Raw genomic sequence first — 14,398 nt, forward strand, 5'->3', positions numbered from 1 at the left:
CTGGTCAAGCTCTTCAAGGGTCAGCGCTGACCTTGATCGACATCCCCACCGACCTGCCGTCCGAGCTCGTCCCCCTGTCGTGGTTGATCGGCGTATGGGAGGGCACCGGCGTCGTCGACTACAAGATCGGCGAAGGCGATCCCGACCTGCCCGCCGACGGCTCCGAGCCCGCCGAGCGGCGCGTCCACGAGTTCGGTCAGCGCATCAGCTTCAGCCACGACGGTCTGCCGTTCCTCAACTACAGCTCGTTCACCTGGCTGCTCGACGACGAGCGCACGCCGTTGACGACCGAGACGGGCTACTGGCGGCTCGAGCGGCCGGCCGAGGTGGGCGACCGCGGCCCGGGCATGCTGCCCGGCGTCGGCGTCCAGCCGTACAACTCGGCGCGCGCCGTCGAGATCCTCCGCACCCCCGACGACGGCTTCGGTCTCGAGGTGCAGATCGTGCACCCCACCGGGGTCAACGAGCTCTACCTGGGTCGTGTCAAGGGCCCGCGCATCGATCTGGCGACCGACGCCGTGCTGCGGTCGAGCAATGCCAAAGAGCACTCGGCGTCGACCCGCATGTACGGGCTCGTCGAGAACGACCTCCTCTGGGCATGGGACATCGCGGCCCTCGGCCAGGAGCTCCGCACGCACGCGTCCGGCAGGCTGTCGCGCGTTGACTGACACCTCCGCGGGCGGCGCGACCGACGCGACCACCGCCTCCTCGACCGGCTCCGGGTACCGCTCGCCGTTCGCCGCGCGCGACGGCTTCGTCGACGACGGCACCGGGGTCGCCGCCCACTACGGCGAGCTGATCCGCGAGCAGCGTCTGCTCTCGCAGGGCACGGCGGTCGTCGACCTCTCGAACCGCGGCGTGCTCACCGTGAGCGGCCCCGACCGGCTCAGCTGGCTCAACTCGCTGACCAGTCAGAGCGTCGGGCGTCTGGCGCCCGGCGAATCGACCGAGACCCTGCTGCTCGACGCCAACGGGCGACTCGAGCACGCGGTGCGGCTCGTCGACGACGGCGAGACCGCCTGGCTGCTCGTCGACGGCGACGAGACCGAGCCGCTTCGGGCCTGGCTCGATCGGATGCGCTTCATGCTCCGGGTCGAGGTCGTCGACCGGTCGTCCGACATGGCGACGGTGGGGTCGATGCACGACCTCTCCGCCGACGACCGGGTGCCCGTGCTCACCTCGAACGACGTCGCCATCGCCTGGGTCGACCCCTGGCACGAGGTCGCCGTCGGCGGTCACAGCTACGCCGACTCCGAGAGCCACCCCGGCAGGCAGTGGTCGTACCGAGAGACCCTCGTGGCCCGAGACGATCTCGCCGCGCTGGCCGCGTCTCCCGCCGCCGACCTGCCCGCCGCCGGCACGCTCGCCCTCGAGGCGCTGCGGATCGAGGCCTGGCGCCCGCGTCTCACGACCGAGGTCGACGAGCGCAGCATCCCGCACGAGCTGGACTGGATGCGCAGCGCCGTCCACCTGGCGAAGGGCTGCTACCGCGGCCAGGAGACCGTCGCCAAGGTGCACAACATCGGGCACCCGCCGAGGCGCCTGGTGATGCTGCACCTCGACGGCAGCGACGGCGTGCTGCCCGAGCACGGCGCCGCCGTCGTGCTCGCATCGCCCCCGACCGGCGCGTTCGGTCAGACCGCCGCCGACGCCGACCCCGGTGCCGACCCCGAAGCGCAGCCCCGCTCGCCCACCGTCGTCGGTCACGTGACCAGCGTCGCGCTGCACCACGAGCTCGGCCCCGTCGCGCTGGCGCTCGTGAAGCGCACCACCCCCGAGACGGCGGCACTCGCCGTCGTCGCCGACGACATCGTGGTCGCCGCCTCGCAGGAGGTCATCGTGCCCTCGTCCGCCGGCGCCGCAGCGGGGGTACCCCGCCTGCCCCGTCTCGGCGCCGTCCGCCGCTGACCCGGCGGTGAGCGGGTCCGAGGGCGCGAGCGCCTCGTCGACGCGACGGGTGCGGTCGATGCTGACCCGCGCCTCCGGCGGGTTCGATCCGAGGGTGGCCACCGCGCGCACGATCGCGTCGGGCCCCGCGGTCGTGCAGATCGTCGTGGCGGTCTCGCTCTCGTACGCGATCACGCACTACCTCCTGGGGCACGCGATCCCGCTGCTGGCCGTGACGATCACCATCTCGTCGCTCGGGCTCGCCCGCGACGCCCGGCCGCGACGGGTGCTCGAGAACGCCGTCGGGGTGCTAATCGGCATCGCCCTCAGCGAGGTGCTGCTGATGATCGTCGGCAAGGGGCTCTGGCAGATCGCCCTGGTGCTGTCCGTCGCCCTCCTGGTGGGGCGCTTCTTCTCGTCGAGCAGCGCGTTCGCGGCTGCCGCGGCGACCCAGTCGATGCTCGTGATGCTGCTGCCCGACCCCGACGGCGGGCCCTTCGTCCGCAGCATCGACGGTGCGATCGGCGGCATCGTGGCGCTGCTGATCACGGCGGTGATCCCGCGTGATCCGATCGGTCTGGCCCGTGCCGACGCCGAGCAGCTCTTCGCCGAGGTCGAGCAGGCGTTCGCCTCGCTGGTCGCGGCGGTGCGCACCGACGACGTCCGTCGGGCCGACGACGCCCTCCGCCGCCTGCGCTCGACGCAGCCGCTGCTCGACGACTGGTCGTCGACCCTCGAGTCGGCGCAGTCGATCGCGCGGCTGTCGCCGTTCCTGCGCTCGCGACTGCCTCACCTCCGGCAGCAGGCCGTCGTGCGCCGCTGCGTCGACCTCGCCGTGCGCAACCTCCGGGTGATCGCTCGTCGGCTCGACACCTCCGTCGGCGACGGGGTCGATCGCCGTGCGGTCGGCGATCTGCTCGAGAGCACCGCGCGGGCCGTGGGTGTGCTCGGCGAGTCCCTGCGCGACGTCGAGAGGCGACCCGTCGCGCGCGAGGCGCTGACCGCTGTGGCCCGCCGACTCGACCCGGCCGTGGTCGTGCCGGGTGCGCCCGTGACCGAGGCGATGATCGTGCTGATGATGCGCCCGCTGCTGGTCGACCTGCTCATGGCGACGGGGCTCGACCACGACGAGGCCCGCGCCCTGCTCGCCCGCGTCTGACCGGCCTCGCGACTCAGGCCCGCGCCCTGCTCGCCCGCGTCTGTCCGGTCGACCGACCGGCCCGGCGCCTCAAGCTCGGGGCGCGACCGCCGTCTGACCGGTCGCCCGACCGGCCCCGCGACTCAGGCCCGGGGTGCGACCGCCTGCCACGGCAGCGACAGCTCGCCGAGCCGCCAGCGCGAGCGACCGTGCCGCACCGGCCACCCGCCGTCACGCAGCCCCTGCACCGTCGCCAGCCAGCGCTGCACCGGGCCGTACACCGACAGCGGCGCCGCGACGGCCCACTGGCGATCGAGGTCGACGAGCAGATCGTGCACGCGCTCGCCCGGGACGTTGCGGTGGATGAGCGCCTTGGGCAGCCGCTCGGCCACGACCGACGGCACGTCGAGCTCGGCGAGCCGCAGCGACACGGTGAACGCCTGCGGCCCCTCGGGCGTCACGTCCACCCAGCTCGCCACGCGGCCGATCTCGTTGCAGGTGCCCTCCACGAGCACGCCGCCGGGCTGCAGCCGCGCGGTCATCAGCGCCCAGGAGTCGACGACCTGCGACTCGTCGTACTGCCGCAGCACGTTGAACGCCCTGATCACGGCGGGTCGGCGGTCGCCGTCGAGCGGCACCTCGAAGCCGCCCCGGCGGAAGCTCACGCCCGGTCGCGCCGACAGGTTCGCGAGTCTGACCCGCTCGGGATCGATCTCGATGCCCACCACCTCGACGTCGGGGCGGACCCGCAGGAGGCGCTGGTGCAGTTCGAGAGGGGTCGTCGCGCTCGCCCCGTACCCCAGGTCGACCACCAGCGGGTCGTCGGCCCGGCGGAACGACGGGTGGGCGGCGATCCACCGGTCGACGCGGCGGAGCCGGTTGGTGCCGGTCGTGCCTCGGGTGATCGAACCGATGGGCATGCGCCGAGTCTGCCAGCATGTCGTCGCGATACGCTTGTCGCATGACTTCGACCCTCATCCTCCTGCGTCACGGCAACAGCGAATGGAACGCGAAGAACCTCTTCACGGGATGGGTCGACGTGCGACTCACCGAGCAGGGCCGCGCCGAGGCGAAGCGCGCCGGCGAGCTGCTGCGTGACAACGACCTGCTGCCCGACATCCTCTACACGTCGCGGCTGACCCGTGCCATCCAGACCGCCGACATCGCGCTCGAAGAGGCCGACCGGCTGTGGATCGACGTCAAGCGCTCCTGGCGGCTCAACGAGCGCCACTACGGCGCCTTGCAGGGCAAAGACAAGGCTCAGACGCTCGAGCAGTACGGCCCCGAGCAGTTCCAGACCTGGCGTCGCTCGTTCGACGTGCCGCCGCCCCCGCTCGACGACGACAGCGAGTTCTCGCAGGCCCACGACAAGCGCTACGCCGAGCTCGGCATCGACGCCCCGCGCACCGAGTCGCTGGCCCTCGTCATCGAGCGGATGCTGCCCTACTGGCACAGCGACATCACCGAGAGCCTCGCCGCCGGCGACGTCACGCTGGTGGTGGCCCACGGCAACTCGCTGCGCGCCCTGGTCAAGCACCTCGACGGAATCGGCGACGACGAGATCTCCGAGCTGAACATCCCCACCGGCATCCCGCTGGTGTACGAGCTCGACGACGACTTCGCGCCGACCGGCCCCGGCCGGTACCTCGACCCCGAGGCCGCCGCCGCGGGTGCCGCCGCGGTCGCGAACCAGGGCAAGAAGTAGCTCGAACCGCCCTGCGGCCGCGCTGAGACGGGTGTGGGGCGGGTTCGCGTCATCCGGGGCGGGTCAGCGCTGACCCGCCGCGGAGGACACCGACCCGCCGCACCCGAACCGGCCGCACCCGAACCGCCCGCACGCGAGCCCGCCGCACCCGAACCGCCGGCAGGCGAGCCCGCCGCACCGGGCCCCGGCTAGACGAACTGCGCGCTGATCTCCAGCACCAGCGCGTCGATGTCGACCGGGGTGCTCGTGTCGACGCGGATCACCGGCCACGCCCCCAGGGGCTCTGCGGCGGCCGCCCACTCGCCCCACGCCGCCCGGGTCGACTCGACCGTCCCGTGGGCCGGGTGCCGCCCGCCCGCCGCGATCCGGTCGACGCTGCGCTGCAGGGCCACCTCGGGGTCGACGTCGCACCAGACCTCGACGGTGCGGGGCGACCCGGCGCGGGCCACACCCGACCGTGCGCCCTCGAGCTCGGTCGGGCGGTGCCAGAACGCGTCGACGACCACGCCCGCCTCGACCTCGGCCGCCATCGACCACACGGTCTCATGGGCGATCCGGTCGATCGCCTCGGGGGCGACCATCGGCCCGGCCAGGTCGACCAGCGCCTCCTCGACGGGGTCGTGGGCGAGCAGCGGGCAGCCCAGCACACCCGCGAGCGTGGCCGAGAGGGTGGTCTTGCCCGAGCCGGGCAGACCGTTGACGAGGATCGCGACTGAAGCCATCCCGCCATCCTCTCGCAGTTCTGCGGGGGCGGACGCGAAGGAGGCGCGGTGTCCGTCAGGCGGACACCGCGCCTCCTCGGCGATGCGGGCTCTCAGACCTCGGATGCGACCCAGTCGCCGGTCGCCAGGTACTGGACCTTCTTGGCGATGGAGACCGCGTGGTCGGCGAAGCGCTCGTGGTAGCGCGAGGCGAGGGTGGAGTCGACCGTGTCGACGGCCGCGCCCTTCCAGGTCTCGCCGAGCACCTTGTCGAAGACGCTGAGGTGCAGCTCGTCGATGCGGTCGTCGTCGTTGCGGATCTCCTCGGCGAGGCGCACGTCTTCGGTGGTCAGCAGCTCGGTGAGCTTGTTCGCGATCGCGACGTCGAGCTCGCCGAGCTCCTTGAACGTCGGGCGCAGCGACTTCGGCACGACCTTCTCGGGGAACCGGTAGCGCGCCAGCTGGGCGATGTGCTCGGCCATGTCGCCCATGCGCTCGAGCGAGGCGCTGATGCGCAGCGCGCTCACGACGATGCGCAGGTCGCGGGCGACCGGGTTCTGGCGGGCCAGGATGTCGATGGCCAGCTCGTCGAGGGCGATGGCGCGCTCGTCGATGGCGTCGTCGTCGGCGATGACCTGTTCGGCCAGCGACACGTTCGACTCGTTGAAGGCCGTCGTGGCGTTCTTGATCGAGACGGCGACGAGGCCTGAGATCTCGACCAGGCGCTCCTGGACCTCTTGCAGCTCCTGCTGGAATACCTCGCGCATGTCGTAGTCGACCCTCTCGTAGCTCGCGGGGGCGTGGACGCCCGGCAGCGGGGGCGATGTCGCCCGCACAGTCCAGTCCAGCCTCATGGGTGAAGGTTAACGACCGGTGCCGGTGGTCTGAACACTCACCAAAGTACAGGCCGTCGCAGCCCCTCCCGTTCATCATGCCCCGCGCGGGTCACTATCGTGATGGCATGGACTCAGCCTGGTTGGTTCCGCTGTCGCTGGCCTTCGGGGCCGTGGCCGGTGCCGCGATCGTCATCGTCGTGGTGGCGGCGCACGCCAGGTCCGTCAAGGTGGCACGGCTCGTCGAGGTGTCGCTGCCCGACGGCATCGACGCCGTGCTCGACGCGCTCGAGTCGGCGGGCGTCGTCGTCGACCCGTCGGGCAACGTGCTCAAGGCGTCGCCCCGGGCGCTGCAGCTCGGTCTGGTCTCGGCGCAGCAGCACCTCGTGCACGCCGAGATCGAGGACCTCGTGGCCCTCGCCCGGCGCGAAGGCGAACCGCAGGCCGACGAGCTCACCCTCGCGCGCCTCCCGGGCAGCGAGGCGACGTTCGTGCTGGGCGTGCGCGTGGCGCCGCTCGGCGGTCGGTACGTGCTCGTGCTCGCCGAGGACCGCAGCGAGGGGCGTCGTCTCGACGACATGCGGCGCGACTTCGTCGCCAACATCAGTCACGAGCTGAAGACCCCGATCGGCGCGGTCGGGCTGCTGGCCGAGGCACTCGAGTCGGCGTCGTCCGACCCCGAGCAGGTGCGGCACTTCGCGAAGAGCCTGACCCGCGAGGCCGGTCGCCTGGGGCGCCTCACACAGGACATCATCGAGCTCTCGAGGCTGCAGGCGACCGACGCCCTCGAATCGAGCGAGCCGATCGACGTGCGCGTCGTCGTCGACACCGCGGTCGACCGCAACCGCGTCGTCGCCGACGCCCGCGGCATCTCCCTCGTCGTGCGCGGCGGTCGGCATGCGACGGTGCTCGGCGACGAGCAGATGCTCGTGACGGCCGTCGACAACCTGATCGCCAACGCCATCAACTACTCGCCCGACGGCTCGCGGGTCGGCATCGGCGCCACCGTCGACGACTCGGGCACCGTCGAGGTCGCCGTGACCGACCAGGGCTACGGGATCCCCGACGACGAGCTCGACCGCGTCTTCGAGCGCTTCTACCGCGTCGACCCGGCGCGGTCGCGGCGGACGGGCGGCACCGGGCTCGGGCTCGCGATCGTGAAGCACGTGATCCAGAATCACGGGGGCGACGTGCGCGTCTGGTCGCAGGTCGGCAAGGGCAGCACCTTCACCCTCCGTCTGCCCGAGGCGCGCACGCAGCCGGAGACCCGATCGACCCCCCTGCCGGTCACCACCAGACAAGACCGCACCGCCCGACACGACGGCGCCCGAACAGACGGCGCCCGCCGCGAGGGCGCCACCCGACAAGACATCGAGGCACGATGACGACCCACATCCTGATCGTCGAAGACGAGGAGTCGCTCAGCGAACCGCTGGCGTTCATCCTCGAGCGCGAGGGCTACCGCACGACGGTCGCCGAAGACGGCCCCGCGGCGATCGCCGCGTTCGAGAAGGGCGGCGCCGACCTGGTGCTGCTCGACCTCATGCTGCCCGGCATCCCCGGCACCGAGGTCTGCCGGGTCATCCGCACCAGGTCGCAGGTGCCGATCGTCATGCTGACCGCTAAAGACAGCGAGGTCGACATCGTCGTCGGGCTCGAGCTCGGCGCCGACGACTACGTCACGAAGCCGTACTCGACGCGCGAGCTGCTGGCGCGCATCCGGGCCGTGCTGCGCCGCCGCGTCGACACCGACGACCTCTCCGACTCGATGCTCGAGGCCGGCGACATCCGGATGGACGTCGAGCGCCACGTCGTCACCGTGCGCGGCGCCGACATCGCCATGCCCTTGAAGGAGTTCGAGCTGCTCGAGCTGCTGATGCGCAACGCCGGCCGGGTGCTCACCCGCGGTCAGCTGATCGATCGCGTCTGGGGCGCCGACTACTTCGGCGACACCAAGACGCTCGACGTGCACATCAAGCGCATCCGTTCGAAGATCGAGGCCGTGCCGTCGGAGCCGAAGGCCCTGGTGACCGTGCGCGGACTCGGGTATCGCATCGAGGCCTGACCCCCGCCTCCTGCCCTGTCGCCCTCGCCCGGCCGCCCTCCGATCGGAGCCGAGGAGGCGCGGGTCGGGGCGGACGACGAGAGGCCCGGCCCCGCACACTGCGGGCCGGGCCTCTCGTGGTGCGTGCGGTGCCTACGGAGCGGTGGTGGCGCTCGGCGTGGCGCCCTCTTGGGTCGTGCCCTCGTTCGTCTGGCGGTCGTTGCCCTCGGGGTTGGCGCTGGACTCGGGGAGCGGCGTCGAGTCGGTGCCCGGCTCGGCGCTCGTGGCGGGGGAGGGGAGCAGCGTCGCGTACTCGGGCAGGTCGCCGTTGAGCACGGGCACCTGGAGGGTCTTGCCGGTCTCGGTGCCGTACTGGATGTAGACGGGGAGCAGCGAGCCGACCGTGAGGTCGAGGTCGGACATGAGCAGCTGCTCGTCGCCCTCGGTCGTGCCGCGGCTGACCTGCGAGTCGCCCTCGACGGTGACGGTCTCGGTCTGGCGACCGGCCTCGGTCTCGTACTGGAACGAGACGTCGACGCTGTCGTCGCCCGTGTTGAGCACGACCATGCTGAGGCTGGCCTCGGTGCCGTCTTCGGTCAGCGCGATCGCGTTGCGCACGGCGACGTCGCCGATGTTCAGGCTGGTGCCGTCGCTGGCGTCGTACTGCTTGAGGGTCGCCTGGGGGCTGATGAAGTTGCACCCGGCGGCGACGAGCACGACGCCGACCCCGACGGCGGTGGCCGCCACGGTGCGGCGGGCGAGCGCCGATCGAAGTTCCAGCACAGATCCGTCTCGCACGGGTGTCCTCCAGGATCCAGTCAAAGCAAAAGGTCTCTACAGCCTAGCCACCGCGGGGCAGGCCGGAGGGTAAGGGAGCCCTTACCGGTAGGCCCCCATGTTAGCCTGTGAGCCGCAGGATGGAGCCAGATTGATGCAGTTCGAGCCCGGCGTGACCGAGGTCGACGATCTGCTCGTCGACGTCGCCCGCGCAGTCGTCGTCGTCGCCGCCGGCAGCGGCACCCGTCTCGCCCAGGGGGCGCCCAAGGCCTTCGTCGCGGTCGCCGGCCGCAGCATCCTCGAGCGATCGCTCGAGTCGATCTTCGCGTCGGCCGACCCCGTGCAGGTGGTCGTCGTGGTGCCGGTTGCCCTCGTCGACGAGTCGCGCGCCCTGGTCGACTCCGTCGCCGGGCCGGCCTCGGGCTACGCGTCGGTCGTCGCCGGCGGTGCGAGCCGTCAGTCCTCGGTCGCGGCCGGGCTCGCCCGCGTCGCCCCCTCGGTCGCGACCGTGCTCGTGCACGACTGCGCGCGACCGTTCACCCCGACCGCGCAGTTCGACCTCGTCGCCTCGACGGTCGAGCGGACCGGTCACGGGGTCGTGCCGGGTCTGCCCGTCAGCGACACCATCAAGCGCATCGGGTCCGACGGCGAGGTCGTCGAGACCGTCGACCGCTCCGAGCTGGTCGCCATGCAGACGCCGCAGGGGTTCCCCCGGGCCGAGCTCGACGCGGCCTACGCCACGGCGGGGGCCGAGCACACCGACGACGCAGCGCTCTTCGCCGCGCACGGGCACCGGGTCGTCGTCGTCGAGGGCGACCCCGTGGCCTTCAAGATCACCACCCCGTGGGATCTCCGCCGGGCCGAGACGATCGCCCGCGAGCGCGCCGCAGTCGACCCCGGCCCGCACGCCGCCGACGCCGACGCCGCCACCGCCGAGCGCGGTTCGCGCCCCGACGACGACGCGCACCGGCTCCGCACGGGTCTGGGCGTCGACGTCCACGCCTTCGACGACCGGCAGCCGCTGCACCTCGGTCTGCTGCACTTCGAGGGCGAGGCGGGTCTGGCAGGGCACAGCGACGGCGACGCCGTCGCGCACGCCCTGGTCGACGCCCTGCTGTCGGCGGCGGGCCTCGGCGACATCGGCTCGATGTTCGGCACCGACGACCCGCGCTTCGCCGGCGCGAGCGGCGAGGTCTTCGTCACCGCGACGCTCGAGCGCCTGACCGCGGCCGGGTTCGACGTCGTCTCGGCGGCGGTGCAGGTCATCGGCAACCGCCCGCGGCTCGCACGCCGTCGCCTCGAGATGGAGGCGCGGCTCATCGAGGTCGTCGGCGCACCGGTCAGCGTCTCGGCGACCACCACCGACGGGCTCGGCTTCACCGGGCGGGGCGAGGGCGTCACGGCGATCGCGACCGCGCTGGTCGCCGTCGTCGACGGCACCTCAATAGGCTGATCGCGTGACAATCCGCCTCTACGACTCCCGCGCCCAGGCGCTCGTCGACTTCGAACCGCTCGTCCCCGGTCAGGTGGGCCTCTACGTCTGCGGTCCGACCGTCCAGTCGTCGCCGCACATCGGGCACCTGCGCTCCGCTCTCGTCTACGACCTGTGGCGCCGCTGGTTCACCTACCGCGGTCTCGACGTCACGCTGGTGCGCAACGTCACCGACATCGACGACAAGATCCTCGCCCTGGCCGCCGGCACCGACGAGCAGTGGTGGGCCCGCGCCTACCGCTACGAGCTCGAGTTCACCGCCGGCTACCAGGCCCTCGGCATCCTCGCGCCGACCTACGAGCCCCGCGCGACGGCGAGCATCAGCGAGATGCAGCAGATCGTCGAGCGACTGATCGAGCGCGGGCACGCCTACGCGGCGGACGACGCCTCGGGCGACGTGTACTTCGACACGGCGAGCTGGCCCGACTACGGCGCGCTCACCCGACAGGACGTCGCCGACATGGCGTCGGCCGCCGACGCCGACCCGCGGGGCAAGCGCGACCCCCGCGACTTCGCGCTGTGGAAGGGCGCGAAGGCCGACGAGCCCGCGTCGGCCGCCTGGTCGTCGCCCTGGGGCGAGGGCCGACCCGGCTGGCACATCGAGTGCTCGGCCATGTCGCGTCGCTACCTCGGCCCGGCCTTCGACATCCACGGCGGCGGTCTCGACCTGAGGTTCCCGCACCACGAGAACGAGCTGGCCCAGTCGACGGCGGCCGGCGACGGGTTCGCGCGTCACTGGCTGCACAACGGCCTGGTCAACGTCGACGGTCAGAAGATGTCGAAGTCGCTCGGCAACTCGATCTTCGCCGCCGAGTTCCTCGAGAAGGCCCGACCCGTGGTGGTGCGGTACTTCCTCAGCGCCGCGCACTACCGGTCGACGATCGACTACCACGACGGTGCGCTGGTCGAGGCCGATGCGGCCCTCGACCGGGTCGAGACCTTCCTGTCCCGCGCCGAGCGCCGCCTCGCCGGCACCCGCTTCGCGTCGGTCGGCGCACGGGTCGTCCCCGACGACTTCGCCGCCGCGATGGACGACGACCTCAACGTGCCTCAGGCGATCGCGGTGCTGCACGACGCGGTGCGCGCCGGTAACTCGGCCCTCGACGACGGCGACCTCGACACGGCCGCCCGCGAATGGCAGCACGTGGCCGCGATGGTCGCCGTGCTCGGCATCGATCCGCTCGCCCCCGAGTGGCGCGACGACGACGAGGGCGCGGCGCACCGCGCGCTCGGTGCCGTGATCGACGTACTCTTGGCGGAACGCCAGCATGCCCGGGCCGATCGCGACTTCGCACGGGCCGACCAGATCCGCAGCACCCTCTCGGGTGCCGGGATCCTCATCGAAGACACCCCCAGCGGGTCGCATTGGAGCTTGGAACAGTGAAGAACACCAGCGGAGCACGTAAGGGCCGTCCCGGCAACAGTGCCGTGCGGCAGGGCAGCAAGGGCAAGCAGGTCGGCAGCGGCGGGCAGGGTCGTCAGGCCCTCGAGGGCAAGAAGCCCACTCCCGCGGCCGAAGACCGCCCGTACCACCCCGCCGGCAAGGCGAAGATCGCCCGCGAGCGCCTCGAGAGCGCCCGCGGTCGCAGCAGCAACGGCCCTCGCGCCGGTTCGCCGATCGCCGGTCGCGGCGGGGCGAGCGACGCCCAGCGTCGTCGCCCGAAGTCGGCCGACGACCACGAGATGGTGACCGGTCGCAACTCGGTGCTCGAAGCGCTGCGCACGCGCATCCCCGCGTCGACGCTGTACATCGCGGCGCGCATCGAGATGGACGACCGCACGAAGGAGATCCTGCAGCTCGCCACGCGACGCGGTCTGCCGGTGCTCGAGGTCATGCGCCCCGAGCTCGACCGTCTGACCGGGGCCGACTCGGTGCACCAGGGCGTCGCCCTGAAGGTGCCGCCGTACGAGTACGCGCACCCGATGGACATGCTCGAGACGTCGATCAAGCGTCAGCAGAAGCCGCTCTTCGTCGCCCTCGACGGCATCACCGACCCGCGCAACCTCGGGGCGATCATCCGCTCGGTCGCCGCGTTCGGCGGTCAGGGCGTCATCATCCCGCAGCGTCGCTCGGTCGGTCTCACGGCCTCCGCCTGGAAGACCTCGGCCGGCGCCGCGGCGCGCATCCCCGTCGCGATGGCCTCGAACCTCACGCAGACGCTCAAGTCGTTCAAAGAGCAGGGCGTCTTCGTGGTCGGCCTCGACGGCGGCGGCGACGTGATGCTGCCCGGTCTCGAGCTGGCCGACCGCCCGATCGTGGTCGTCGTCGGCAGCGAGGGCAAGGGCCTCTCGCGCATCGTCGCCGAGACCTGCGACGCGATCGTGTCGGTGCCGATCACCGGCGCCGTCGAGTCGCTCAACGCCGGCATCGCCGCGTCCGTCACGCTCTACGAGATCTCGAAGCTGCGGGCCGAACGCAAGAAGTGACCCCCTGCAGGAGGCGCGGATCGGGCTCGTCCCGGCCCGCGCCTCCTGCATTCTCCGGCCGGGTCAGACCTTGCTGCGCCAGTCGTCGTCGTCGAGCGACTCGGCCTCGGGCAGCGCGATGGACTCCGTCGGCGGCTCGATCACCATCTGCTCGTCGCGACGGTGCCGCAGCACGTCGTTGATGTACGAGGTGAGGGCCTCGGCGATCGGCACGTCGCGGTTCTCCTGCTGCGAGCGGTACCAGCGGTGCTCGAGCAGCTGGTGGAACACCTCGGCCGGCTCGAGACGCCCCCGCAGCTCGCGGGGGATCGACCGGACGACGGGCTCGAAGACGCGGGCCGCCCACTCGTGCGCGATCATCTCCTCGTCGTTGTCGTTGTTGCCCGTCCGGAGCCGGTAGGCGTCGAGGTCGTTCAGCAGGCGTCGGGCCTGGTTCTCTTCGACGTCGAGACCGGTGAGGCGCAGCAGGCGGCGCGAGTGGTGACCCGCGTCGACGACCTTCGGCTGGATCTTCACCTGGGTGCCGCCCTCGGCCGTCTTGATCGCGAGCTCCTCGATGTCGAAGCCGAGGTCGTTCAACCGCTCGACGCGGTCGTTGATGCGCCAGCGCTCGGAGCTCGAGAAGGTCTCGCTGCCGGTGAGCTCCGTCCAGAGGCTGCGGTACTTCGCGACGATGCCGTTGCTGACGTCGACGGCGTCGAGGTTGTCGTCGAGTCGCCCGCCCGCCTCGAGGTCGAGCAGTTCGCCGGCGATGTTGACGCGGGCCACCTCGAGGTCGTTCTCGCGCTGACCGTTCGACAGACCGCCGGGGTAGAGCTTGCCCGTCTCGGCGTCGACCAGATACGCCGCGAAGGCGCCCGCGTCGCGACGGAACAGGGTGTTCGAGAGCGACACGTCGCCCCAGTAGAAGCCGATGATGTGGAGGCGCACCAGCAGCAGGGCGAGCGCGTCGACCAGCCGCTTGGCCGTGTCGGGTCGGAGGGTCTGCGAGTAGAGCGCCCGGTAGGGCAGCGAGAACTTCAGGTGCCGCGTCACGAGCACCGGGTCGAGCGGCGAGCCGTCTTCGTCGTGCCGGTTCGTGATGACGGCGAGCGGGTCGACGCAGGGGATGTCCATGCGCTGCAGGGTCCGCAGCATCTCGTACTCGCCCCGGGCCATCTCGCCCGACGTCTCTTTGATGGCGATGACGTAGCCGCTGAGGTGGGCGAAGCGCACCAGGTGCCGTGAGATGCCCTTCGGCAGCGTCGCGATGGCGTCGTCGGGCCATGCCCCGAGGGGGAGATCCCAGGGGAGGTCGAGCAGGGCCGGGTCGACCGTGGCGGAGGTGATGTTGAGGGAGTCGGGCATCGTCTCGTGGTCTCTGTGTCTCTCGGGTGCGTCTCGAGGGTGTCTGG

Annotated in this window: 14 protein-coding genes; 9 read left to right on the plus strand and 5 right to left on the minus strand. The window is 71.8% G+C overall.

From position 1 onward, the window contains the following. The first annotated feature begins 32 nt into the window (after positions 1 to 32). From ACZZY9_RS10970 to ACZZY9_RS10980, 3 genes are read left to right on the plus strand one after another with little or no spacing between them, the layout of a single operon-like run. Positions 33 to 668 carry a nitrobindin family protein gene (locus ACZZY9_RS10970; protein ID WP_243215467.1) on the plus strand — a complete coding sequence of 212 codons (636 nt, stop codon included), beginning with the start codon at positions 33 to 35 and terminating at the stop codon, positions 666 to 668. After that, positions 661 to 1,908, plus strand: a complete 1,248-nt coding sequence (gene ygfZ / locus ACZZY9_RS10975) for a CAF17-like 4Fe-4S cluster assembly/insertion protein YgfZ (protein ID WP_463464085.1) — start codon at positions 661 to 663, stop codon at positions 1,906 to 1,908. The genes ACZZY9_RS10970 and ygfZ overlap by 8 nt, the downstream gene beginning before the upstream one ends. 7 nt (positions 1,909 to 1,915) lie before the next feature. Continuing rightward, entirely contained in the window at positions 1,916 to 3,046 is a 1,131-nt protein-coding gene (locus ACZZY9_RS10980; protein ID WP_192061328.1) for an FUSC family protein, read from the plus strand. Between the two features lie 122 nt (positions 3,047 to 3,168). Here ACZZY9_RS10980 and ACZZY9_RS10985 read toward each other — a convergent pair whose 3' ends face one another. Next, on the minus strand, positions 3,169 to 3,945 hold the full coding sequence (locus ACZZY9_RS10985; RefSeq protein WP_463464086.1) for a class I SAM-dependent methyltransferase: 777 nt from the start codon (positions 3,943 to 3,945) through the stop codon (positions 3,169 to 3,171). A gap of 41 nt (positions 3,946 to 3,986) precedes the next feature. On the opposite strand from ACZZY9_RS10985, the gene ACZZY9_RS10990 reads away from it, so the two are divergent. Beyond that, the gene (locus tag ACZZY9_RS10990; RefSeq protein ID WP_192061330.1) at positions 3,987 to 4,730 is read left to right on the plus strand and encodes a phosphoglyceromutase; all 744 of its coding nucleotides are present in this window, start codon (positions 3,987 to 3,989) and stop codon (positions 4,728 to 4,730) included. A 188-nt stretch (positions 4,731 to 4,918) separates the two neighbouring features. Here ACZZY9_RS10990 and ACZZY9_RS10995 read toward each other — a convergent pair whose 3' ends face one another. Then, a complete protein-coding gene (locus ACZZY9_RS10995; protein ID WP_463464087.1) occupies positions 4,919 to 5,452 on the minus strand; it encodes a P-loop nucleotide/nucleoside kinase family protein in 534 nt (177 codons plus the stop codon). Between the two features lie 92 nt (positions 5,453 to 5,544). Further along, positions 5,545 to 6,198, minus strand: a complete 654-nt coding sequence (gene phoU, locus ACZZY9_RS11000; RefSeq protein ID WP_463464667.1) for a phosphate signaling complex protein PhoU — start codon at positions 6,196 to 6,198, stop codon at positions 5,545 to 5,547. Between the two features lie 194 nt (positions 6,199 to 6,392). Here phoU and ACZZY9_RS11005 point away from each other — a divergent pair, with 194 nt between their 5' ends. Together ACZZY9_RS11005 and ACZZY9_RS11010 are read left to right on the plus strand one after the other, a co-directional pair. Then, on the plus strand, positions 6,393 to 7,649 hold the full coding sequence (locus ACZZY9_RS11005) for a sensor histidine kinase (RefSeq protein WP_463464088.1): 1,257 nt from the start codon (positions 6,393 to 6,395) through the stop codon (positions 7,647 to 7,649). Further along, positions 7,646 to 8,329, plus strand: a complete 684-nt coding sequence (locus ACZZY9_RS11010) for a response regulator (RefSeq protein ID WP_463464089.1) — start codon at positions 7,646 to 7,648, stop codon at positions 8,327 to 8,329. The genes ACZZY9_RS11005 and ACZZY9_RS11010 overlap by 4 nt, the downstream gene beginning before the upstream one ends. Positions 8,330 to 8,461: 132 nt before the next feature. Here ACZZY9_RS11010 and ACZZY9_RS11015 read toward each other — a convergent pair whose 3' ends face one another. Then, entirely contained in the window at positions 8,462 to 9,106 is a 645-nt protein-coding gene (locus ACZZY9_RS11015; RefSeq protein ID WP_192061334.1) for a hypothetical protein, read from the minus strand. A 133-nt stretch (positions 9,107 to 9,239) separates the two neighbouring features. Here ACZZY9_RS11015 and ispD point away from each other — a divergent pair, with 133 nt between their 5' ends. From ispD to rlmB, 3 genes are read left to right on the plus strand one after another with little or no spacing between them, the layout of a single operon-like run. Next, positions 9,240 to 10,538 (plus strand): 2-C-methyl-D-erythritol 4-phosphate cytidylyltransferase, encoded by a 1,299-nt coding sequence (gene ispD, locus ACZZY9_RS11020; protein ID WP_463464090.1) that lies wholly within the window; start codon positions 9,240 to 9,242, stop codon positions 10,536 to 10,538. A gap of 4 nt (positions 10,539 to 10,542) precedes the next feature. Further along, complete coding sequence (cysS, locus tag ACZZY9_RS11025) at positions 10,543 to 11,961, plus strand: cysteine--tRNA ligase (RefSeq protein WP_463464091.1); 1,419 nt, start codon at positions 10,543 to 10,545, stop codon at positions 11,959 to 11,961. Continuing rightward, complete coding sequence (gene rlmB, locus ACZZY9_RS11030) at positions 11,958 to 13,004, plus strand: 23S rRNA (guanosine(2251)-2'-O)-methyltransferase RlmB (RefSeq protein WP_463464092.1); 1,047 nt, start codon at positions 11,958 to 11,960, stop codon at positions 13,002 to 13,004. Before cysS ends, rlmB begins: the two co-directional genes overlap by 4 nt. 63 nt (positions 13,005 to 13,067) lie before the next feature. Here rlmB and ACZZY9_RS11035 read toward each other — a convergent pair whose 3' ends face one another. Then, positions 13,068 to 14,351 carry a DUF4032 domain-containing protein gene (locus ACZZY9_RS11035; protein WP_192061338.1) on the minus strand — a complete coding sequence of 428 codons (1,284 nt, stop codon included), beginning with the start codon at positions 14,349 to 14,351 and terminating at the stop codon, positions 13,068 to 13,070. Positions 14,352 to 14,398 lie beyond the last annotated feature (47 nt).

The sequence above is a fragment of the Frigoribacterium sp. AC394 genome (assembly GCF_979258095.1).

Coding starts and splice junctions, on each gene's coding strand:
- ACZZY9_RS10985 (WP_463464086.1), bottom strand. CDS start 3,945: ATGCCCATCGGTTCGATCACCCGAGGCACGACCGGCACCAACCGGCTC.
- ACZZY9_RS10990 (WP_192061330.1), top strand. CDS start 3,987: ATGACTTCGACCCTCATCCTCCTGCGTCACGGCAACAGCGAATGGAAC.
- ACZZY9_RS10995 (WP_463464087.1), bottom strand. CDS start 5,452: ATGGCTTCAGTCGCGATCCTCGTCAACGGTCTGCCCGGCTCGGGCAAG.
- phoU (WP_463464667.1), bottom strand. CDS start 6,198: ATGCGCGAGGTATTCCAGCAGGAGCTGCAAGAGGTCCAGGAGCGCCTG.
- ACZZY9_RS11005 (WP_463464088.1), top strand. CDS start 6,393: ATGGACTCAGCCTGGTTGGTTCCGCTGTCGCTGGCCTTCGGGGCCGTG.
- ACZZY9_RS11010 (WP_463464089.1), top strand. CDS start 7,646: ATGACGACCCACATCCTGATCGTCGAAGACGAGGAGTCGCTCAGCGAA.
- ispD (WP_463464090.1), top strand. CDS start 9,240: ATGCAGTTCGAGCCCGGCGTGACCGAGGTCGACGATCTGCTCGTCGAC.
- ACZZY9_RS11035 (WP_192061338.1), bottom strand. CDS start 14,351: ATGCCCGACTCCCTCAACATCACCTCCGCCACGGTCGACCCGGCCCTG.